At 61.5% G+C, this 23,101-nt stretch carries 14 protein-coding genes; 7 read left to right on the top strand and 7 right to left on the bottom strand.

Going from position 1 to position 23,101, the window contains the following annotated elements; translation table 11 throughout:
* Positions 1-57 precede the first annotated feature (57 nt).
* Positions 58-2,838 carry an S-layer homology domain-containing protein gene (locus AAEU42_RS04080; protein WP_342232255.1) on the bottom strand — a complete coding sequence of 927 codons (2,781 nt, stop codon included), beginning with the start codon at positions 2,836-2,838 and terminating at the stop codon, positions 58-60.
* A 369-nt stretch (positions 2,839-3,207) separates the two neighbouring features.
* Here AAEU42_RS04080 and AAEU42_RS04085 point away from each other — a divergent pair, with 369 nt between their 5' ends.
* From AAEU42_RS04085 to AAEU42_RS04110, 6 genes are all read left to right on the top strand, one after another.
* Positions 3,208-3,762: an NUDIX domain-containing protein gene (locus AAEU42_RS04085; RefSeq protein WP_342232256.1), complete on the top strand. Its 555-nt coding sequence runs from the start codon at positions 3,208-3,210 to the stop codon at positions 3,760-3,762.
* On the top strand, positions 3,759-4,472 hold the full coding sequence (locus tag AAEU42_RS04090) for a response regulator (protein ID WP_342232257.1): 714 nt from the start codon (positions 3,759-3,761) through the stop codon (positions 4,470-4,472). Before AAEU42_RS04085 ends, AAEU42_RS04090 begins: the two co-directional genes overlap by 4 nt.
* A gap of 77 nt (positions 4,473-4,549) precedes the next feature.
* Positions 4,550-6,316, top strand: a complete 1,767-nt coding sequence (locus tag AAEU42_RS04095) for an ATP-binding protein (protein WP_342232258.1) — start codon at positions 4,550-4,552, stop codon at positions 6,314-6,316.
* A complete protein-coding gene (locus tag AAEU42_RS04100) occupies positions 6,303-7,625 on the top strand; it encodes a hypothetical protein (protein ID WP_342232259.1) in 1,323 nt (440 codons plus the stop codon). Before AAEU42_RS04095 ends, AAEU42_RS04100 begins: the two co-directional genes overlap by 14 nt.
* An 18-nt stretch (positions 7,626-7,643) precedes the next feature.
* On the top strand, positions 7,644-8,465 hold the full coding sequence (locus AAEU42_RS04105; RefSeq protein ID WP_342232260.1) for a hypothetical protein: 822 nt from the start codon (positions 7,644-7,646) through the stop codon (positions 8,463-8,465).
* Between the two features lie 179 nt (positions 8,466-8,644).
* On the top strand, positions 8,645-9,025 hold the full coding sequence (locus tag AAEU42_RS04110; protein WP_342232261.1) for a hypothetical protein: 381 nt from the start codon (positions 8,645-8,647) through the stop codon (positions 9,023-9,025).
* Between the two features lie 82 nt (positions 9,026-9,107).
* Here the strand turns inward: AAEU42_RS04110 and AAEU42_RS04115 are convergent, their stop codons facing one another.
* The 5 genes from AAEU42_RS04115 to AAEU42_RS04135 all read right to left on the bottom strand — a co-directional run bounded on the left by AAEU42_RS04115 (position 9,108) and on the right by AAEU42_RS04135 (position 18,866).
* Complete coding sequence (locus tag AAEU42_RS04115; RefSeq protein ID WP_342232262.1) at positions 9,108-12,200, bottom strand: S-layer homology domain-containing protein; 3,093 nt, start codon at positions 12,198-12,200, stop codon at positions 9,108-9,110.
* 337 nt (positions 12,201-12,537) lie between these two features.
* Positions 12,538-14,973, bottom strand: a complete 2,436-nt coding sequence (locus AAEU42_RS04120) for an S-layer homology domain-containing protein (RefSeq protein ID WP_342232263.1) — start codon at positions 14,971-14,973, stop codon at positions 12,538-12,540.
* Positions 14,974-15,012: 39 nt separating this feature from the next.
* Entirely contained in the window at positions 15,013-16,218 is a 1,206-nt protein-coding gene (locus AAEU42_RS04125) for an ABC transporter permease (protein WP_342232264.1), read from the bottom strand.
* On the bottom strand, positions 16,215-16,910 hold the full coding sequence (locus tag AAEU42_RS04130; protein ID WP_342232265.1) for an ABC transporter ATP-binding protein: 696 nt from the start codon (positions 16,908-16,910) through the stop codon (positions 16,215-16,217). Before AAEU42_RS04130 ends, AAEU42_RS04125 begins: the two co-directional genes overlap by 4 nt.
* A 12-nt stretch (positions 16,911-16,922) precedes the next feature.
* Complete coding sequence (locus AAEU42_RS04135) at positions 16,923-18,866, bottom strand: efflux RND transporter periplasmic adaptor subunit (protein ID WP_342232266.1); 1,944 nt, start codon at positions 18,864-18,866, stop codon at positions 16,923-16,925.
* 407 nt (positions 18,867-19,273) lie between these two features.
* Between AAEU42_RS04135 and AAEU42_RS04140 the strand changes: the two genes are divergently transcribed.
* On the top strand, positions 19,274-22,453 hold the full coding sequence (locus AAEU42_RS04140) for an S-layer homology domain-containing protein (protein WP_342232267.1): 3,180 nt from the start codon (positions 19,274-19,276) through the stop codon (positions 22,451-22,453).
* Positions 22,454-22,542: 89 nt separating this feature from the next.
* On the opposite strand, the gene AAEU42_RS04145 is transcribed toward AAEU42_RS04140, so the two are convergent.
* Complete coding sequence (locus AAEU42_RS04145; RefSeq protein WP_342232268.1) at positions 22,543-22,980, bottom strand: hypothetical protein; 438 nt, start codon at positions 22,978-22,980, stop codon at positions 22,543-22,545.
* Positions 22,981-23,101 lie beyond the last annotated feature (121 nt).

The following is a 23,101-nucleotide window of genomic DNA, read 5'->3' on the forward strand; positions in this document are numbered from 1 at the left end:
GCTCCCATTCGGGAGCGCCGCTTTTCGCATCTGCGGGGGAATCAGGAACGCAGGGTGTTAACCGTTCACGTTCAGGATGTCGTTGCAGTAGACGATCAGGGCGACGGAGTTGCCGGTGCCCATGACGTAGTAGCAGTTGGCGTAGTAGTTCTCGCTGGGCGTGGTATCGGCCAGAGCCAGCTCGCCGCCAGCCACGCCAGCCTTGTCAACCACGTTGACGGTCAGGATGACGGTATCCTTGTCGATCTCCTTGTTCTGGACCTTGGTACCGCTCTTATCCACCACATCCACGGTGTCGCTGCCAATGGTCTCGGTGGTCATACCGGTCATGAAGCTGATCTCATCGCTGCCGTTGTAGGCGATGATGGCACCGATGCCGGAGGTGTTCTTATCCAGCTTGGTGACAGACTTGACGTCGATGTACTCGCCGTCGGCCACATACTTGATGACCGTGTTCTTGGCCAGGTCATTCAGAGAAGCGTCGGAAGCCTTGTTGGAGGTGGTGACAACAATGTCCTCGGTGCCGGTGAAGATGGTGAAGGTGGTGACCAGACCGTTGTCCTTGTTGTCCACAGTCTCAATGGCGGAGACCACGTAACCATACTGCTCGTCGGCAGAGGTGACATCGCCCTTAACAAAGGCCATGGCAACCGTGTTGTAGCCGTTGGAGGAGTTCTTGTTGGCGTAGGCGTTGTACACAGTGGCGGTGGCCATCTTCATCATGGTGGCACCAGTGACGACGGTGAACTTGCCGTTGGTCTTCTCCACGAAGATGATGGCGTTCTCGTCGATATAGTTGCCGCCGATGGTGCTCTTGTTGTTCTTGGCATAGGTGTAGGATCCGGAAACGATCTCGTCGAAGCCGGCCTTATCGGCATCACTGGTCTCGGCTTCAGTCAGGACATAGTCGCCATCGTCGATGTCATAGGTGACCAGCTTGCCGATGAGAGAAGCCGCACCGCTGTTAGCCTCATCAGAATAATCCTTGTCGGTATCCACGACCTTCTGGGTGCCGTCGGTAAAGAGCAGCTTGGCCTGGGTGCCGTTCATGCCGACTTTATTGCTGGCGTCGACCACCACGGCGTAATCCTGGGTCTCCACAGCGGAGGAGGTGTCCACGAAGAAGGCGTAGCCGTTGACCACGACCACCTTGCTGGCGGTGGTGCCGGCCTTGATGTCGGCCTGCTTCTTGGAACCGCTGGCCAGGATGCTGTCGGCGGCCATGTTGTACCACTCGCCGTCCAGCTTGAAGCTGGCGCCGCTGTCCTTGGTGGCGGTGACGTCGCCCTTGATGATCTCGTCGATCTTGGTGTAGGTGTCGTCGCCGTCAACAGTGTTATCGCCATCCACGATCATAACGTAATCGTTCTTGGCCATGCCGTCATAGGTGTTGACATCAGCCAGCTTCACGGTCTTACCACCGGCGGTGAAGGAGGTGGAGCCCACGTAAGTGACTTTCGCCACGGTGAAGGGGGTGTAGACCACCAGGTCGATCTTGCCGTTGTCGTCCAGGTCCACGACCTTGATGGAAGCGGCCTCATTGGTGACCAGGGTCTTCAGATCAGAGCTGGTGTTGTCAAAGTCGTTGAAGGCATAGAGGGGAGTGGTGCCAACAGTCTTCTCCACCTTGTAGCTGGTGCCGTCGACCTTGATGGAGGTGTCGGTGCTCTTGACGCTGGAGCCGGAGGCGATGTCGCCCACCACACCGGTGGCCAGAACGGCGCCGCCGGAGGCGAACACGCCATAGACATCGTCGGAGGCCTTAGACAGGACCTTAATTTTTTCGCCCATCAGGTTGCTGTAGTCCTCGGCGACCTTCTTGAAGGAAGAGCCGTCGGACAGGGTGATGGTGTAGGTGCCCTTAGCGTCCTTCTCCACCTTCTTCAGGTACACACCGTCCTCGGAATAGGTGTCCAGGGACAGGAACTTGTGACCAAAGGTCTCGTCCTTGGTCTTGGTGACGGACTGGGTGCCGTAGATGACCTTGGACTTGGACTCCAGGGTGTAGTCGGTGCCGAGACTGACATCAGTGCCGGCGGCGGCATCAGCATCGGAGTCGGCGTCGGCGTGGGAGGCGTATTCCTCACCATCCAGGGCGCTCAGCTCAGTGTACTTGCTGCTGGTAGACTTGGCGGTGAACACGTACACGCGCTCGCTGCCCACGGCGACCTGCTCGGTGCCGGTGTAGGTGTAGGTGCTGGTCTTGTAGTCGGCGCCGCTGGCACCCAGCTCCACGGTCTTGGCGTCCAGAGCATTGTAGAGCATCTGAGCAGCATTATCGCGGCTCATGGGGGCGTTGGTGTCGATCTTGGCCAGCTTCTCATACAGACCCTGCTGGTTGGCCACGGAGTTGGTGTTGATGGACCAATCCATGCCGGTGAAGCCGGACACTTCGGCCTTATAGCCCATGGTGGTCAGGATCATCTTGGCGGCCTCGGTGGAGGTCACGGTGGCGTCAGGAGCGAAGGTGCCATCGCCCCGGCCGGCAACATAGCCCATAGAGTAGCAATACTCAATGTAGCTTTCGGCCCAGTGGTTGCTGATGTCGCTGAAGCTGGGGGTAGCCTTGGTGCCCAGGACGGGCTCGGCACCGCCGTTGATGGCGACACAGATCATCTTGGCCATCTCACCACGGGTGACGTTGCCGTTGGGATCAAAATCGCCGGTGTCCTTGCCCTTGATGACACCCAGGGCCACCATTGTGTTGACAGCGTCGGTGTTCTGGATATCAGCGGCGTCGCTGAAATCCTTGCTCGCAGCAGAGGCGCCGACCATCATCATGCCCGCGAGCATGGTTCCGGCCAGACCCAAGCTGAGAACGCGCTTGAGGTTGTTCATGGAAATTCCTCCTTCTGTTTTTGGCGGGGGGTTATTTACCGAAAAAACCCGTAATATTAGGCATTTGCGGATATTTTAGGGGCGTATAACGCCCCTGGGGATTTAAAAAAGATTACAGAAAGGACAAAAAAGGGCCGTAAAGCATAGCTTCACGGCCCTTTTTGTTATTGTGGTAGACTTTTTGGTTGACAAAATGCAGGGAGAAAACGGTGGAACCGCTTGGTTTCAAAGGATTCAGGTGGGTATAGTGGTTGACTTTTGGTAGACTTGGGCAACTCTATGACCCAAGAAGTTCAAGGTGGCACAATGAGATCTGTTGTGATATACTTACTCTATGTTAAAATCAAAAAGCATAATGGGGTGGTATGCATGAAGCTGATCGAGGAGACGGTGGACAGCCAGATTGTTTTCCGGGGAAAGATCATTACTGTGCGTCTGGATACCGCTAAACTGGAAAATGGGAAAACAGCCAGCCGTGAGGTGGTGGAGCATCCGGGCGGGGTGTGTATCCTGCCCATGGAGGACGACGGCACCGTGTATACGGTGCGGCAGTTCCGCTATCCCTTCGGGCGGGTGACGGAGGAGCTGCCCGCCGGGAAGCTGGACGGGCCGGAGGACCACCGGCTGGCGGCGCTGCGGGAGCTGAGCGAGGAGATCGGGGCGGAGCCGGAGGAGCTGGTCTACCTGGGATACCTGATGGCCTCGCCGGGATTTTCTTCCGAGGTGCTGCACATGTATCTGGCCAGGGGGCTCCGCCATGGGGAACAGCACCCGGACGAGGACGAATTCCTGGAGGTGGAGCGCACCCCCTTCTCCATTCTGGTGGAGCGGGTGATGGCGGGAGAGCTGACCGACGCCAAAACCGTGGCCGTCATTTTAAAGACCAAGGAATATCTGAGCCGTGAGGCGGGAGGAACGAAATGAGCAAACGCATCCTCATTGTGGAAGATGAAAAAAACATCGTGGATATCCTCTCCTTTAACCTGAGCAAGGAGGGGTACGACACCCTGGAGGCCTACGACGGCCAAGCCGGGCTGAAGCTGGCGCTGGAGGAGAATCCCGACCTGATCCTTCTGGACCTGATGCTGCCGAAGATGAACGGGTTTGACGTGTGCAAGGCGGTGCGGGCGGAGAACCGATCCACCCCCATCATCATGCTCACCGCCCGGGAGGAGGAGACCGACAAGGTCCTGGGGCTGGAGCTGGGGGCGGACGACTACATAACCAAGCCCTTCTCCATGCGGGAGCTGCTGGCCCGGGTGAAGGCCAACATCCGCCGCATCGACATGATCTCCGACCAGCCCCAGGCCCCCGCCGCCAGTGCCGCCGATCGGCTGGAGCGGGGCCGTATCCTGGTGGACATGGGCCTGCTGATGGCCTTTAAGGATAACCGGGCCCTGGATCTGACCCAGCGGGAGTATGAGCTTTTGAAGTTCATGGCCGCCCAGCCCGACAAGGTGTTCTCCCGGGAGGCCCTGATGGAGCACGTGTGGAACTATGAGGGCTACGTGGGGGACGTCCGGGCGGTGGACGTGGCCGTCCGGCGGCTGAGAGAGAAGATCGAGGACGACCCCGCCAACCCGTCGTTTATCATCACCCGCCGGGGGCTGGGATACCTGTTCCACGAGGGATAGGGCCCCCGTACGCCGGGGGGAAAACTGTCGCACAAACGCTGAAGTAGGAAGGTGCCGCCATGTTTCGCAGCCTGCATATGAAACTCATGCTCATCATGACGCTGCTCATCGTCTCCCTGATGACGGTGGTGGGGGCCTTTCTGGTGAACTCGGTGTCCGGGTTTTACCTCAACCAGTTCTACACTCAGATGCAGGACGTGTTCCAAAATGACCCGGAGTTTTTCCACGACCTGGAGAGCATCGTGCCCGGGGAGGAGAACGGGGCCGAGCAGATCGGCCAGATGCTAGACACCAACAAGGGCCGTCTGGGAGTGGACGGCGGGAACCGCAACTACTACGTGCTGGACGGCGCCACCGGGGCCTACCTGACCAGCTCGGAAAAAGAAGTGACGAACCTGGAGATGACCCACAACCTGGCCGCCGCCCTGGCGGGAGAGGTGGGAGACGACAGCGACGTCTCCGCCGCCTACATGGACGTGGCCATCCCCGTGGAGCGGGGCGGGGTGAATTACGTCATTTACGTCAAGGACACCAAACAGACGGTGCAGAGCCTTAACAGCGAGCTGGTGACCCTCATCCTGGAGGCGCTGGCCTTTGGCCTGGCCATCTCGGTGCTCCTCTCCTTCCTGCTGTCCAAGACCCTCATTACCCCCATCGAGCGGCTCACCGAGGGCGCCGAGGAGGTGGCCGCCGGGGACTTCTCCCACAAGATTGAGGTGGACTCCAAAGACGAGATCGGCGTGCTCACCGCCACCTTCAACGGCATGGCCGGGCAGCTTCAGAACACTATCCAGGAGGTGGAGAACGAGCGCAACAAACTGGACACCCTCTTCCTCCACATGACCGACGGCGTGGTGGCCTTCAACCGGCTGGGGGAGATTATCCAGTCCAACCCCGCCGCCGAGGAGATGCTGGGCTGTCCCCTGCCCCTGGGCGGGGCGGTGGGCTACGGCGCCCTCTTTGGGGACATCGCCCCCCTGGAGGCGGTGCTGGAGCCCGGCCAGAAGGGTTACGTGGAGGGCGCCCGGGAGCGGGGCGGCCGGAGTTTGGAGCTGCTGTTGGCCCCCTTCGACAAGGAGGCCCAGGCCGGTGTGCTGGTGGTCATCCACGACGTCACCGAGCAGCACAAGACCGAGGAGATGCGCCGGGAGTTCGTGGCCAACGTCTCCCACGAGCTGCGCACCCCCCTGACCAACATCCGCTCCTACGCCGAGACCCTGGTGGACAACGCGGGGGCCCTTCCCCAGGATACGGAGAAAAACTTTTTGGAGGTCATTCTCAGCGAGTCCGACCGGATGGCCCACATCGTCCAGGATTTGCTGACCCTGTCCCGGTTCGACTCCGGCCGCAGCGAGCTCAATCTTACCACCTTCTCCTTCGCCGAGGCCATTCAGAGCATGGTGAACGCCAACCGCATGGAGGCCCAGCGCCACGGCCACGAGCTGGAGCTGACCCTGGAGCCGGGATTGCCCTCCATCACCGCGGACCGGGAGCGGATCACCCAGGTGATGATGAACGTGGTCTCCAACGCCATCAAATACACCCCCGACGGGGGCCGCATCGAGGTCTCCGCCGGGCGGATGGGGCGGCACAAGGTCTGGCTGGAGGTGGCCGACAACGGAATGGGCATCCCTGCCGAGGACCGGGGCCGCATTTTTGAGCGGTTTTATCGGGTGGACAAGGCCCGCTCCCGGGAGTCTGGCGGCACCGGCCTGGGTCTGTCCATCGCCAAGGAGATCGTGGACCAGCACCAGGGGGAGATCAAGCTGGTGGACCGGGAGGGGCCCGGCCTGACCATCCGGGTGGAACTGCTGTTGGAGGGGCCGGGCCATGGCAAGGCGTAACAAGGTGCCCCAGGTGCCCCGCCCCAGGGGGAAGGGCAGGCTCATCGAGCTGGGGAAGGACGTCCTTATCGTGGCCCTGGCCTGCTCGGCCCTCTTTCTGGCCGGCCAGACGCCCATGGTGAACGAGCTGCGGGGCTGGATGGCGGAGCCGGTGCAGACCAATCAGCCCCAGAGCCGACAGCCGGAAGAGGCCCTGGAGCCCTATCTGCTGGCCGTGCGCAACGAGCGGGGGCTCTACGGCGTAGCTTACGACGAGGATTTGGTGGGCAAAGCCTTCCAGCTGACGGCCTCCCTCCTGGGAGAGGGGCTGGCCACCGCCGGGACGGCGGAGAAGATCACCGAGGGCCGCTGGCGGACCCTGCTGGAGATGCCGGGGGTCTACTGCGCCTTTCAGGGCCGTCCCCCTCTGGCGGCACTGTCCGCCTGGCTGGGGGGCGGTCCGGAGACCCTGGCGGGGGGCGCCCAAGCGGCCCTGCTGGCCTGGGACGGCTCCACCGTGTGGCTGTGCTGGCGGGACGGGGGAGACTATCAGGCCGCCCGGACCCAGGTGGCCTGGACGGGCCATCTGGAGGATGTCCTGGACGAGTTCAACCCCAACGGCGCGGGCTTCGCCTACGCCCTGGCCGAGAGCGACGGGACCTATGCCGTGCTGGACCCCTACGTGATGGTGTCCATGGCGACGCCCCAGCCCATCGTGTACAGCGCCTCCAGCCCGGATTTTGTGGGGGACGCGGAAGCCCTGGACCAGCTTTTGGGATACCTGGGATTCCAGTCCGGGGGCGACTCGGCCTATATGACCGCCGAGGGATTGACCATCAGCGAGGGCACGGGCCGCCTGCGGGTGAGCCAGACGGGCACCGTGGTGTACCACGCCGGAGAGGACGGGGGCTACCCGGTGGCCTCCGCCGGCTCCGAACCCACCTGTGAGGAGGCCGCCTTGGCCGCCTGGGACTTGGCCAACCAGGCCATGTCTGGCTGGAAGGGTGAAGGGGCCCTGGTCCTCACCGGGGCCGAGGCCCGGGCCGAGGGCTGGGTGGTCTCCTTCCACTACCGGCTGGACGGCCTGCCCGTGCTGGTGGGCGGCTCCGGCTGGGCGGCCCAATTCCTGGTGAAGGGAAATGAGATCACCGATTTCACCCTCAACCTGCGGTCTTACAGCAACAGCGGCGCCACCTCCGTGGTGCCCCGGGAGCTGCTGGCTGCGGCGGCCCTGGTGGCCCTGGACGGCCAGGGGGGGCGGCTGACGCTCTGTTACAGCGACGCCAACGCCGCCACCGTCACGGCCGGGTGGGTGGCGGAATCTCCCTGAGGGGAAAGGAGCGGGGCCATGCGCTGGTCAAAAATCAAAAATATCATCCTGCTCTTGCTGGTGGTGGTCAATGTCTGCCTTCTGGTCATGGTGGGCCTGCGGGCCGGCCGGACCGCCCGCAGCGAGCGGGAGACTCGGGAGCGGATGATCACCATTCTGGAGCGGGGCGGCATTGCCTTCGCGCCGGAGGAGGTTCCGGGCGCCATGCCCCTGTCCAGCCTGCGGGTGACCGCCTCTCCCATGGGAGAGGCCGAGGCCGCCCTTTTGGTGGGGCCGGTGAGCAAGGCGGCCACGGTGGGCTCCAGGACCCTGTACACGGGGGAAAAGGGCACCGTGACCTTCTCCCCCACGGGGGAAGCGTCAGCGGAATTTGACGCTGCCGCCTGGCCGCTGGACGGCACCGACGCCGATCAGGCCGGGGCGGAGCTGTTGGAGGCTCTGGGCCTTCAGGTTCAGGAAGCGTCCCGGGAGACCCAGGGGAGCACCCTGCGGCTCACCTTCACCCAGCTTTGGGAGGGGACGCCGGTGCCCGATCTGGCTGTCACCCTGACCTATCAGGACGGCGCGCTGAGGCAGCTCAGCGGCCGCTGGCTGACCGGGACGGCGGAGCGCACGGCGGGGGAAAACCTGCTCACCGCTTCCACCGCCCTGTCCCGTTTTCTGGAGGCCCTCAACAAGGAGGGCTACGTCTGTTCGGGGATCACGGAGATGTACGCCGGGTACGCCGCCGGAGGCACGGGGCCTGTGACCCTGACCCCGGCCTGGTATATCGAGACGGACACCTGGCCCTGGCGCTACGCCGTGGACGCCGTCACGGGCGCAGTGACGGCGGCGGAATAAAAGGCGGAGTGACGAACTGCAATACAGATCAACCCGATAATGAAAAAGCCGGCCCGGAACGATTTCGTTCCGGGCCGGCTTTTTTAAAATGGGCGCAGTGGGCCCTGGGGGCAGGTAGGGGATAAAAAAGAGAAACGCGTCCCCCATTTCCGCCTTGGGCAGAGAGGGAGGTTATGCGTATGGCAACAAATCAGACCCTGCGGTACGGGCTCCACCTGTGGGAGCCGGGGGATAATTTTCTAAGGGAGGAGTTCAATGAGAACACTTTGGCCATCGAGGCTGCACTAGGGGAAAAGGTTGAGGTGGTGTTCGGCTCGTACACCGGAGACAATACTGCCAATCGGCTCATCTCTTTGGGCTTCACGCCCAAGTGCGTCATCCTGGTGAACCACAGCGGCCAGATATACGCGGGCGCGGACATCGGCGGCGGCGTCTTTTTCCCCGAAATGAGCTTAACCAATTTTGCCATCGTGGACGGGGGGTTCCAGGTATCCAACGAGGCCAGTTATGGCGGCTCCACCAACAATCGGTTTCAGCATTTCTATCTCGCATTTCGGTGAGGGCATGGGAAAAGCGCCGCCCCAAATGGGGCGGCGCTTTTCTTGGCTGTGTCAGCCGTTCAAATCGCTTGTGGGAACTCGATTAAGAGACGGTGATGGTCACAGTGTAGGTGAAGGTAGCGTTGGAGTGGGTGGAATCGCCAGTCACGGGCACGGTGATGGTCACAGTGTGTTCGCCAGTGCCGGGCAAAGTGATGTCATCGTTGGAGGTGTAGTTGGTAGCAACGCCGCCGTCGATGGCAACGGTGGCCTGACCCGCGGTACCGCCAGTGACAGCACCGATGGTCACCTTCACGGTGTTGGCGGTGGTGGCGTTATAGGTAGAGGCAGTAGCGGTGGCAGGAGTGCCGGCCACCAGGGTGGTGGTGCCGCTGACAGTCGTCAGGGGGTTGGTGGTACCGGCGGCCAGAGTGGCGTTGGCAATCGTGGGCGCGGGCTTGGCGGCCACGGCCTGGTTGCGCTTGGTAACAATGGCCAGGGCCTCGTCAGCCACGTTGCTGCTGTCCCGGTTCACCAGCAGGTAGGCAATGCGGTCACCCTCGGAGAAGGTGTTGTCGCCGTAGGACATGGTGGGATCGTCCAGATCGGAACTGTCGTCCACCACCATGGTGTCGGAGGTGATCTTCACCTCGAAGAGGGTGCCGGCCTTGTCAAAAGCCTGGTGGCTGGCATCCCACTCGCCGATGACGACGGTGCTGCCGCTGGCGGAGTACACGCCGTAGGTCTTGCCGCTGGGGTTGGTGCTGGCGTTGTAGTCGGAGACCAACTTGTTGCCGCCGGTGCCGCTGACATAGTCGGCAATGGCCGCCAGCTCGTAGTAGCCCTCGGGAGTGGTGGAGTACTTATACAGGCCTTCGTTGGTAACGGTGGTGCCAAGAGTGGCTCCGCCGGCGGCGTAGGCGTAGACCCCTCCGTCTACGTGGATATCCTGGGGGCCATCCATGCCGGCCACAAAGGCGCTGGCGTCGGTGTAGTCGTTGTTGGAGTTGCCGGTGCCATAAATATAGACGAAATCGTCCACATCGGCGTTGGCGGAAAGGGTGGAGCTGTAAAGCACCACGGCAACGGCCTGACCGGCGGCGTTAGTGTAGTAGAGGGCGTTGGCGCCGGTGACGGAGGTGGCGTTGGCGTAGCCAGTGTAGGTGCTCACGTCGGCGCTGGCGGTGCTGGTGGTGAGGTTACCGTCCTTCACGTAGAAGAAGGCAGTGCTGGAGTTGGTGTACACCGCAGTGCTGCCGTTAATGGTCAGACCGGTGCGGCCCTTGGTGAAGGAAGCGTCGCTGGAGGTGGTCTTGGCGGAGCTGTCGGTGATGTTGGCCACCTCGGTCAGGCGGATAGAGCCGTTGCTGGCCATGGTGTAGGAGCACAGAGAACCGACCGTAAAGTAGCTGTCGGTCAAGTTGTTCGCGGCATTGTAGGTGTGACCGTTGGAGTTGACGGTGTAGGTAGCCTTGGTGCCGTCAGACAGGACCACACGGACCTGATCGGTCACGCCGGCGGTGTCGGCGGCCAGGACCAGAGCGTAGTTGTAAGCGTTCTCGGAGGAGTCGCCCACAGCCAGAACATAGCCGCCCTTGCCCAGATAGAAGGTGGCGTTGTTGTTCAGGAAGGTGGCGCCGTAGTTGTAGGCAGGCTGGACGTTGTCAGTGCCATTGATGAAGCCGGTGAGCCAGGCGACGTTATAGTTGGTGCCGTCGATGGCCAGGCGGTTGCTGTAAGTGGCGCTGGCGCCGCCGCCCAGAACGTTGTTGCTGTCAGTGCTGGTACGGTAAGCGGTCAGCTCGCCGGTGACGGTCTCGGCCTTCTCCACGTGGAGGCGGCCGCCGATCTCAGCGGCGATGACGTAGTCGTTGCGGGCCACGTCCTCGAAGCCCACCACGTCGTCGGCGTCGCTCTGGCTATAAGTGTTGCCGCCGACGCCGGCGTTGACGGTGATGGAGCCGTCGCCGGTGGTGACGTAGCTGGTGACACGGCCCAGACGGTAGGTGTTCAGCAGGATGTAGTCGATGTCGCCGTCATCGTCGTTGTCGATGAGGATTTTCTCCACACCACGGGTGCTGTTGCCGGGCACGCTGGCGCTGTACACGGCGACATTGGTGTAGTTCCGGGCGGTCTGGGTGCCGGAGACCAGGTTCAGGTGGTTGTCGTCGGCCACGGTAGCGATGGAATCGCCGGAGTAGTCGGTGACGACCACGTTATCCTCAGAGAGGATCACGTCGCCCATGATTTCGGCACGGGAGGCGCTGGAACCAGTCTTCACATACACGCTGACGCTGCGGCCCAGCTCGTCCAAGCCGGTGGTGGCCTGCACGGTCACGGTGCCGGAGCTGCCAAAGTAGCTCTGCTCATCGTTGCCGGGGTTGGTGCTGTAATTGGTGACCTGGAGACGGGTGCGGTTGGCATCCAGGTGGCTGCCGGTAGCAGAGGAGGTCAGGACGGCCATCTCATTGCCGGTGACCACGCCCTCCACCTTCACGGCGCCGAATTTCTCCAGCATGAAGGTGCCGCCGTCGGTGTAAGTGTACTCAATGCTGCCGTTGGTGCTGGTGGTGGGCGTCATTTTCTTGGTCCTGGCGTCCAGCGTGTTGTACAGCATCTGGGCGGCGTTGTCGCGGCTGATGGCCTCTGAGGGGTTGATTCCGGCCAGGCCGTCGTACAGGTCGGCGTCCGCGTTGGCCACACGGTTGGTGTTGACCTCCCAGTCGATGCCGGTGAAGTTGTAGGCGCTGGAGTCATAGCCCAGAGCGGCCAGAGCCATCTTGGCGGCCTGGCTGCCGGTGACGGAGCCGTCGGGATTGAAGGTGCCGTCGCCCTGGCCGGAGATGACACCCTGGGTGGAGCAGTACTCGATGTAGCTCTCGGCCCAGTGTCCGCCGATGTCAGTGTAGCTGGGGGTAGCCTTGACGCCCAGGACGGGGTCCTTACCGCCGTTGAGCATGACCGTGATCATCTTGGCCATCTCGGCCCGGGTGACGTTGCCGGCGGGGTCGAAGGCACCGGTGTCCTTACCCAGGATGACGCCCAGGGCGGCCATGGTGGTGACAGCCTCCTGGTTTTTGATCTCCTCACCGTCGGTGAAGTCGCTGACGCCCACAGCTCCGGCGCCGACCATCATCATGCCAGTAAGCATGGTTCCGGCCAAGCCCAAGCTGAGAACGCGCTTGAGGTTGTTCATGGAAATTCCTCCTTCTGTTTTTTGACAAGGTTCGGTTTTGCACCTCTAAAACCCTGAAATTCCGGGTTTTTTCATGGATTTAGGGGCGTATAACGCCCCTGGGAATTTGGAAAAGGTTGCAGAAATAAGCAAAAAAGGGCCGTGAAGCACAGCTTCACGGCCCTTTTTGTTGTGGTGGTAGACTTTTTGGTTGACAAAATGGCGGGGGAAAACGGCGGAATGGCTTGATTTCAAAGGGTTTGTGCAGGTTTAGTGGTTGACTTTTGGTAGACCCGGACCCCTCTTCGGTAAAAAAACAGCCCGGAAGCATTTGCTTCCGGGCTGTTTACGCTAAAGCTCAGGGGACGACGATCATACGGATCTTGCCGCCCTCGCTGGGGGCGCGGTCATAGTAGAGGGTCAGGTCGTCGGAATAGGCCCGGGCGGCTTCCATGCCGTCCTTGCCGGGGGCAAACCAGGTCTTGGTGGTCTTGTTATAGCACTGGACGGTGTCTGACACCGGGTAGGCCACGCCGGCCACGGTGACCGTCATCTCCTCGGGGTCGAAGGCGGTGCGGTTGACTCCAGTGAGAGACTGGAGGTAAACCGAGGCCACCACCTTGCCGTCAGCTCCATAGGCTACGCCGCCGGCGGCGCCGTTACGGACAGAGCCGATAAAGGAACCCTTGGAGGAGACCACTTCTTTGCCGTCTTTGTCCCCTTGCCTTACACAGAGGGTGGGCGTTCCGGTGGTCTCGAGTTGTTTCTCGTAGCCAAGAAGAATCTTATTGCCATTCTCATCCAACTCAAAGTTGCCTAAGTTATCCTTTTTATAAATGGGCCTGCTCTCATCATCTACCCATTGTGTTTCTGCGCTGGTATAGGACAGATACCCATAGGTATAGGCATCCCCCGTGGCGTCATCCAGCACCAGATACTTGACCCGGCCGGCGTAGTCGTAGGAGACAAAGCTGATCTTGCTGGAGGGAATGGCGGCGGCGGAGAGGTCTTCGTACTCAACAGCCACCATGGCGCCGTCCTTGACACGGTCATAGATGGCCACGTTCTCCGCGATCTCCTTTTCTCCCAGCTTGCGGGCGGCCACGTCCAGAGTGCCCTTGGCCGCGCTGCCGGAGATCTTGTTCAGGGACAGCCGTCCGGTGGCGTTGCTGGTCACCGTCACCAGCTGGTTGTTATAGGTATCGGCCGCGCCGGAGGAGACCTCGCCCTTGACCTCCAGGCCGCCCTGGAGAAGCTTGACGGTAGCGGTGCTCTTATTGCCGTCCCCCTTGCTGACGGTGGCGATCCCTACGGCCTCGCCCTTTACGGCGGTGGCTGGAACCGCTCCCGCCACCCGGCCGTCAGAGGTGAGCAGGAGGGTGATCTTATCCCCCACCTTGAAGGAGGACAGGTCGTTCCGGGCGGTGGAGAGCACCGGGAAGTCGTGGCCCATGACCTTGAGGCTGGTGGGGTCAGAGGGGCTGGGGGAGGCGTTTTCGTAAATGCCGGTGAGCTTCAGGTCGGAGACCTGGATGATGCGGGTGCCGCTGTCGTAGGTGGCCACGTCGTACTGCCGGATATCGGAGGCGGAGGCGGCCACGCCGTTTTTGAACATGGTGTAGGTCCCGCCCCCGGCCATGCCGGAGAAGGGGTTGACGGTGCCGTTGGGGGTGGAGCGGGCCACCATGACGGTGGGACCGTCGGCGGACTCGGAGGGGAAGAAGAGATAGGCCAGCTTCCCGTTGGCGCCGTAGTGGAAGGTGACGGCGGTGGAAGAGGCCACATTCAGATAGACCTTGTCCCAGGTGGTGGCCTTGCCGTCCTGATAGACCACGGTGTCGGGCTCCACATCCAGCTTGTCCCCGCCGGAGATGGTGAGGTAGGTAGTACTGGTGGAGAGGACGTTCACAGATTTCTGGCTGGTGCCCTCCTTGGGCTGGAAGGCCAGCAGCTTGCCGTCCTTATCCAGGAAAGCCTTGCCCTCCTGCCCCTCCAGGGAGGGATCGAAGGAGCGGTCGGTCTTATAGGTGCCCTTGGTGGTCTCCACCGAGCCGGTGGTGCCGTCGTCGGCGGTGGCGTCGGTGTCCAGAATGATGCCGCCCTCTTCCTCCTTGCCTCCCATGCTCACCAGGTAGGTCTTATCGGAGCCCTTGGACTTGGTGAAATAGAGGTTATAGAAGAGGATGGCCGCCTGGCCCCGGTCGATGACGTCGTCGCCGGAGAGGTAGATGCCGTCGGTGAGGCCGTTGGCGGCGCCGGTGGCCAGATAACCGTCGTACCACGCCCCGCCGGTGGCCACGTCATTGACGCCGTAGCCCAGCATCCGGCAGAGGATGGCCACCGCCGCGCCGTAGGTGATGGGCTGGTCGGGGTAAAAATTGCCGTCCCCGGCCCCGGCCACCAGGGCAGTGCCGCCCTTGCCGTCGGAGTCGGAGCCCAGGGTGATGGTGGAGGCCAGGTTGATATAGCCCCGGGCCCAGTGGGTGGGGCCCACGTCGAAGTAGATGGTGCGGCCCCGCTGGGCCAGCTCCTCGTCGGCCCGGTCCAGGGCGGAGACCGCCATTTTGCAGAACTCCGCCCGGCTCAGGGTGCCGGAGGGGTTGTAGGCGCCGCCGGGGACGCCGTTGACCACCCCCAGGAGCTTGAGGAATTCGGCGGCCTCAGCCTGCTTGGGGTCGGAGAGGTCGGTAAAGGAGGAGGGCTGGGCGGCGGAGGCCGGCGGCTGAAGGGCCGGGGCAGTCCCCGCCAGGGTCGCGGCAGCCAGGGCGGCGGCCAGGAGACGATTCACACGCATGGAACAACACATCCTTTTCTGGTATGGGGTGGCGGGCCGTTACTCCGCCCGAAGGGCTTCCACGGGCTGGAGGCCGCTGGCCTTGATGGCGGGATAGAGGCCGAAGATGACGCCCATGGCCACCGAGAAGGCGAAGGAGCCCACGGTGACGGACACACTGGGCCAGACGATGAATTTCAGGACCAACTGGCAGACGATGGCCGTGCCCAAATAGCCGATGGCGATGCCGATGATGCCGCCCAGGCCGCAGATGAGGCAGGCCTCGATGAGGAACTGGGCGATGATGCTCTTGCGCTCGGCGCCGATGGCCTTGCGGATGCCGATCTCCCGGGTCCGCTCGGTAACGGTGACCAGCATGATGTTCATGATGCCGATGCCGCCCACCAGCAGGGAGATGGCGGCGATGCCGCCCAGGAACATCTGCTGCATCCGGTTTTGCTCGTTGGAGCTCTCCTGCCACTGGTTGGGGGTCTCGGCGTAGCCGTAGCCGTTGTCTCCCACCAGGCCCTTGAGGTAGCCGTTGAGGAGGGTGATGGCCATGGTGGTGGACCGGGCGTCCTTGGCCTTGGCCACGAAATTGCCGGTGTCCACGTTGTCGGCGAAGTAGCGCTGGAGGGTGTAGGGCAGTAGGATGACCCGGTCCTTGCCCGACATGTTGTTGGGGTCGGTCTCGGCGTAGACCCCTACCACCTTGATGGGGATGCCGTTGATGGTGATGGTCTCCCCCACGGGGTTGGAGTAGTTGAAGAGGCTGTCTGCCATCTTGGAGCCGATGACGCAGACCTGGTTGAGATTCTCGATGTCCAGATAGGCCAGGTCCCGCCCCTTTTCCAGGGTGTAGTTCTGGCAGACGCCGAACTGCTGGTTGCCCATGATGATATTGGGGCGGCTCTCCCAGTCGGTGTTGTTCCGGCCCAGGGTCTTGGCGCCGTATTTCACCGTGGTGTTGCCGTAGACCTGGTTGTTGGGGGTGACGCCTACGATGTACTCGTCCATCTTCTGGCAGTAGGAGTAGAGCTTTTCCGTCACGTCCTTGCCGTTGTAGGTCCAGGCGGAGATGTTGATGGTGTTGTCGCCCAGGCTGGCGTAATAGTCCTCGATCCACTTGTTCTGACCCTGGGCGAAGGAGACCAGGATGATGACGGCGGCCAGACCGATGATGATGCCCAGCATGGTCAGGGCGGAACGCCCCTTCTTGGCGGCGATGGACTTGGCGGCGATCTTGAAGGCCTGTTTCAGATTCACAATCCCGCCTCCTCTCGTGTGCCGTCCAGGATGATCTTGCCGTCGGAGATGCGCACGATGCGCTCGGCGGTGGCGGCGATGCCGTTGTCGTGGGTGATGAGGATGATGGTGGAGCCCTCCTCGTGGAGATTATGGAGGATCTCCAGCACGTGGCGGCCGGTCTTGGAGTCCAGGGCGCCGGTGGGCTCGTCGGCCATGATGATGGGCGGGTGGGTGCCGATGGCCCTGGCGATGGCCACCCGCTGTTGCTGGCCGCCCGACATCTCGGCGGGCCTGTGACCCGCCCGGTCGAACATGCCCACCTTGTTCAGGGCCTCCTCCACCCGAACGTCCCGTTGGTCGATGGGCATGCCCTGGTAGATGAGGGGCAGCTCCACGTTTTCCGCGGCGTTGAGGGCGGGGATCAGGTTGTAGCCCTGGAAGATGAAGCCGATCTGCTTGTTTCGGAGATGGGCCTGCTGCTTATCGGTGAGGCTGGTGACATCGGTGCCGTCCAGGTGGTATTCCCCGTAGGTGGGGATGTCCAGCAGCCCCAGCACGTTCATGAGGGTGGACTTGCCCGAGCCGGAGGCGCCGATGATGGCCACGAACTCCCCCCGGTCGATCTGGAGATCGAGGCCGTCCAGAGCCCGGACCTCGTTTTCCTTTCCCTCATTATAAATCTTATATAGGTCTTTGACTTCAATCAGCATGGCGCGCCCCTATCAGCCGTAGGTGTTGGCGGAGTTGGTCATGTAGCCGGTAAAGACCATGTCGCCCTCGTTGAGGCCGGAGGTGATCTCCACGTTGGTCTCGTCGGACAGGCCGGTGGTGACCACCACGGCGAAGAAGCCCTCGGGCATGTTCCAGGAGGGGTCGGCCTCGATGGCCCGTTCGTCGGGCTCGCCCTGGACGAAGCACACGGTGGCGGTGTCGCTCTTGCCGCCGAAGGAGCCGCCCATGGAGCCGCCGTCCACGGCGAAGGAGCCGCCGCTCATGACCACCATACCAAGGCTTTGGGCCCGGGGGCCGCCGGCGGCGGGGGCGTCCACGGCGGGCTCGGCCACGCCCATGTCGCCGTCCACCATGCCGCCGTCGTCAATGCCGGGCTCCATCCCGTCCTCGCCCATCTCGCTGCCGGGCATGGCGGTCTGGGGCAGGGTGACGTTCATCACGGCCTGGATGGGCACCACCAGGCAGTTGTCGGACTGGCTGGCCACGAAGGAGTATTGGATGTAAGTACCGGTCATCAGCATCCCCTCGGGGTTATCCACCACCACGGTGGCGGGGAAGGAGGCCACGCCGTTTTCCGCCTTGGCGGTGAGGGCGATCTGCTCGATGATGCCCATGTAGAAATTGCCCATCTGGTCCTGGAGGTTCACCATCATGCCGTTGGAGACGTAGCCCACGTTGCGCTCGTCGATGTTGATGTCCACGATCATGGTGGAGGTGTCGGCGATCTGGATGGCCTGGCCGGAGGCCACGTCCTCGCCGGAGACCAGGTTGCAGGAGAGGACCCGGCCGGAGATGGGGGCGGTGGCGTGGTAATTCTCCAGCTTCTTCTGGGCCTCCTCCAGGGCCTTCACGGCGTCGTCCACGCTCTTCTGGGCTTCCCGCAGGCTGTTCTGCTTGGAGGCGATGCTGGCGCTGGCGTCCTTGTCGCCCAGCTGTACCAACACCTGGCCGTTGGTGACGTCGGCGTAGTTCATCAGGTTCACCGACTGCACGGGGCCCGCCACCTTTACGGTGAGCTTGGTGGTCTCGAAGTACTCCAGCTTGCCGCTCTCGTAGGGATAGATGGGGGTGCCGTCGGAGGTGGTGAGGGCGGCGGAGGCCGTCATGCCCTCGGTGAGGGTGCCGGGGTTGTTCAGCACGAACACCACCTCGAAGGTGACGCCGCCCTCGCTGACCACCCGCTTGACGTAGTTGACCTGCTCCACCGTGCCGGTGACCGAGGTCATGGAGGCGGGCAGGGTGATCTGGGCGGTCTGGCCCACGCTGATCTGGCCCTCGTAGGCCCAGCTGTAATAGAGGTGCAGGCGCAGCTTGGTGTCGTTGACCACGGTGGCCACCGCGTCGCCCACGGACATGTCCTTGCCGTTTTTGATGTCGGCGTTGATGTCGATGAGCTTTCCGTCATGGGGGGCCTTGATGGTCAGGTCGGCCACGTTGTCGTAGAGCTTGGACAGCTCGGTGTTGTAGTCGTCCACCGTCTCCTGGGCCTTGCGGACGTTGTTCTGGGCGGTGGAGACCGCCTCCTGGGCGGCGGAGTCGTCCAGGTTGTAGAGGAGCTGTCCCTCCTCCACCGTGTCGCCCTCCTTGACGAAGAGCTCCAGCACCTTGTACCCCGCGTCGGGGGTGACGGTGGCGGAGTTCTTGGCCCGGGCGTTGCCCGTGCCCTCCACCATGGACTGGATGGAGCCGAGGGTGACGGGCATGGTCATGACCTCGCCCAGCTCCTCCTTGTCGTTGAACACGAACTTTTTCAAAAGCACCGCGGACGTAATGATGATGGCCAGCGCCACCACCAGGGCGATGATCCGCCGGATGAGCTTGCGCTTCTTCTGCTTCTGCTCATGGGTGGCGGGGGTCTTCTCCTTCTTCGGCGGGGTGCTGGGCGACTGCGGGGCCGCGGCCTGCTCGACCACGGGAGTCTGCTGTTCAGACATGGCGTTTCCTCCTGGCTGTTCAAATTCTGTCAGAGTACATTATAAGGTGGGGGTAAAAGCATAGCAAGAACAAAGCGGTGACAAATTCTTAAAACTTTCTGAACCCCCTCGGGACTGTCTTGGTTTTAGACGGTCCCAGAGAGGAAAAGGTTCCCTACCTTAATATAAATAAAAACCGTCGAAAAAAGGGCGCTGATTGTACGCTGACGTCCTTCTGTAACACAAGCCCCCGATTTTTACGGTTGTGTTACAAAACCCGGAAAGCCGTTGACGGGGGGATTTCTTTGGGTTATCATGTGGAGCGTAAGGCGAGGGGAGTTATACGCCCCTAAAATATCCGTAAATGCCTAAAATTGCGGGTCTTTTCGGGGAATAACCCCCCGCCAAAAACAGAAGGAGGAATTTCCATGAACAACCTCAAGCGCGTTCTCAGCTTGGGTCTGACTGGCGCCATGCTCTCCGGCATGATGCTCGTCGGCGCCTCGGCTGCGGACGTCAAGGATTTCAGCGACGCCGCTGAAATCAAGAACAAAGAGGCGGTCACCACCATGAGCGCCCTGGGCGTCATCCTGGGTAAGGACACCGGCGCTTTCGACCCCAGCGCCACTGTGACCCGCGCCGAGATGGCCAAGATGATCACCATCATGCTCAACGGCGGCAAGGAGCCCGTCCTGAGCACCAACGCCACCCCCGCTTACAGCGACATCGGCGGCCACTGGGCTCAGAAGTACATTGAGTACTGCTCCAAGAACGGCATCATCGCCGGCCAGGGCGACGGCACCTTCAATCCCAACGGCACCGTCACCGGTAGCCAGGCCGCCAAGATGGCCCTGGTGGCCCTGGGCTACGACTCCAACGTGTTCAACTTCACCGGCATCGACTGGGAAGTGAACGTCAACTCCACCGCCAACGCCCCCGAGTGCGACCTGTACGACGACCTGTCCGGCCTGAACCCCTCCGAGGGCCTGAGCCGCGACAACGCCGCCCAGCTGCTCTATAACGCTCTGGACGCCCGCGTCATGGACCGCAACTATGACTCCGTCGCCTCTTCCGGCGAGGTCACCTACAAGTACTCTCTGAGCAACGTGACCATGATGGAGAAGAAGTTTGACGCCGTCAAGGTCGAGGGCGTGGTCGTGGCCAACGAGGTCGCCGACCTGGCCTCCACCGCCGACAAGGGCAACAGCCTGGACGCCAACCGCACCCGGATCAGTGTCACTAACTATGGCACCGGCAACGGCGAGCAGGACGACTTCAAGACCAGCCTGACCGTGCAGGCCGCCACTGGTCTGGAGGATCTGGGCCGCAGCGTCAACGTGTACGTGAAGAAGAACTCCAGCGCCTCCAAGGCTGAGGTCCTGGGTTCCGTCATCGTCAGCGCTGACAACACCGTGGTCACCGACTACTCCGCTGATTCCATCAGCAAAGTGGCCGACGACAACAGCCTGAAGATCGTCTCCGGCACCATGACCGCCGCCAACTACGGTGGCTCCACCACTCTGACCAATGCCAACGCCACCAAGGCCGGCATCCGGGGCGTGGAAAAGGTCCTCATCGACAACGATGACGACGGCAACGTGGACTATGTCCTGCTGAACACCTACGCCTTCGGCAAGGTCACCTCCTACGTCACCTCCGGCGACGGCTCCATCACCGTCACCGCCGGCCAGGCCATGACCGCTTCCGACAAGGACGACGTGGTTGGCTTTGACGACGTGAAGAAGGACGACTATGTCCTGGCCGCTTACATCGGCGGCAACCTCTACGTGGAGAAGGCCGAGTCCGTCACCGGCGAGCTGAAGAGCTATAAGGTCGACAAGGACACCAGCAAGGCCACCAAGCTGGAGGTCGACGGCACCAATTACAACGTGTCCTGGATCGCCGGCTACACCGGCGGCGCCGACAGCATCACCGCCGCTACCGGCTACGGCCCCAACAACCTGGACACCGAGGCCACCTTCTACCTGGGCAAGGGCGATTACATCGCCGCCGTGGGCGAGGTCGTGGAGAACGCCTACAACTACGCTCTGGTTCTGGGCGTGGGCACCGCCATTGACGACCAGGTCAAGGTTGTCCTGTCCGACGGCTCCGTGGGCACCTACACCGTCAACACCAATGGCGACACCTACAAGGACGGCGGCGGCGCCGGCTACTTCGACGTCGGCTCCGTGTGCTCTTACAGCATCGGCAGCAACGGCAAGATCAAGCTGACCGAGGCCACTGGCACCAGCCTCACCAACGCCAAGTTCACCAAGGGCAAGACCGCCCTCACCGACGGCAGCACCGTGAAGGGCTACACCAACGCCAACACCTCCTTCTTCTATGTGGACGGCTCCATGAGCGGTACCACCATCGACAGCAAGAAGGTCAACACCTACACCGGCTATGCCTCCGCTCCCTCTCTGACTGGCACTGTCACTGGTAAGTACATTACCAACGCCGCCAATCGGATCGTGGCTGTCCTCTTCAATGGCACCAACATCACCAAGGCCAATGTGGATGACAACATGTACATTTACAGCGTGAACAACACCTCCAGCGACTACACCAGCGTCAAGGCCTTTGTGGCCGGCAGCACCGATCCCATCACCGACCTGAAGGTGGACGGCAAGGGTGTTTCCACTGGCGTCTACACCTACACCATCAACTCCGACAAGTACTACGAGACTGAGGATGTTAAGCTTCTCGGCGCTGGCGGCAACCTGCTGAAGGACCTCACTGTGGAGGCCTCCAACAACAAGACCTTCGTGGTCAAGACCGCTGGCGGCGACAAGTACGAGATGAAGATCGACTCCAACACCCTGCTGGTGGACGACAGCAAGTATCTGGACGATCCCACCGCCGAGCTGGGCGCTGGTCCTCAGGAAGGCGACAAGATCGCTTACGTCCTGTTCGACCTGGACAGCGGCAACCCCGACACTGCCAAGCTGGTTGTCGTGCAGAACCCCAAGAGCGGCAGCACCGATACGCCCGCTCCCACCACCGACGTCAAGGTTCTGAAGTCTGATAGCGGCAACTACTATGCCGCTCCTGTCTTCTACGTGGAGGACGGCCACGCCATTACTGTTGCCGAGAAGATCTCTGCCCTCCGTGCGCAGATGATTGCTGACGGCTGCACCAACATTACCTTCGACGGCACTACTAAGATGACCTTTACCGCCGCTGACGGTACACAGATGACCAATGTGAGCGTTCCTGCTCTGACTCAGGCCTATAAGGTTTCTGTGGCCGGCACTGTGAATACTACCGGCGTGACTGATGCGGACAGCGGCAACGCTACTACCGCCACCGCATCTATTAAGGGAGCCAGTGCCAACGTCATTAAGGTGGATAATGTCTACTACGTGGTGGGCGCAGCTTCCGGCGGCACTGACACCATTACGGTGACCTTCACCCTGGGCGGTAAGAAGACCAACGGTGCTGTGGACGCCACTGTGGCTTCTGCTCCCGTTGCTACTACCACCAGCTTCACCGGCACCTCTGTCTTTACCAACAGCGATGCCGTGGGCGCCACTAAAGATGTTGTGGTTACCATTACCGCTATTGCCAAGGACACTGTGCTGACCTTTACTCTGGCTGATCAGTAATTGTTCTTCGGTGCTTTGGCAGAACCAAAAAACTGAAATTTAGTTTCACCCCCGGGTCAGGAATGACCCGGGGGTGTTTTTCCAGCCTGTTACCGAAACGCAATATAATAATGGATTCTGGCATTGTTGGTGGAGCCTCCATAGCTCTCCTCGTTGGACACCCGGAAGCCGTTCGTGACGATTTTAAAATTAGGGATATCCGTCTCTGAAAAGAAAATACCCCCTTCCACGTCGTTGGGGTTGTTTGTGGAAAACAGCCGCCATCGGTCGTTGACCAGGATAACGCACTTAGGCGTAAATCCCAGCGATATCACTCTATTTACGGTTCCAGTCCCGGTATAAGATCCGAACACCACCTCGCTTTTTGCCCCCAACACTTTGTCCAGCGTCAAAAAGTTTTCATTAAACTCCTCCCGCAAAAAATTGTCCTCCGGCTCCCACAAATGCAGTCCAAAGCGTTCCGTCTGATTCTGTGACATATACATTCCCCCTTCTTCCTCTTGGGCAACAGACCATAAAAGTGCCATTAATCTGCCCCTACTTCCCCCAAGGCCCAACTGCGCCCTTCTCCACAAGAGTTGCCCAAGTCTACCAAATGTCAACCATAAAGCCCGCCTAAACCCTCTGAAACCAAGCCATTTCACCGTT

This window comes from Pseudoflavonifractor phocaeensis (assembly GCF_038439875.1).
In the GTDB taxonomy this organism is placed as follows: Bacteria; Bacillota; Clostridia; order Oscillospirales; family Oscillospiraceae; genus Vermiculatibacterium.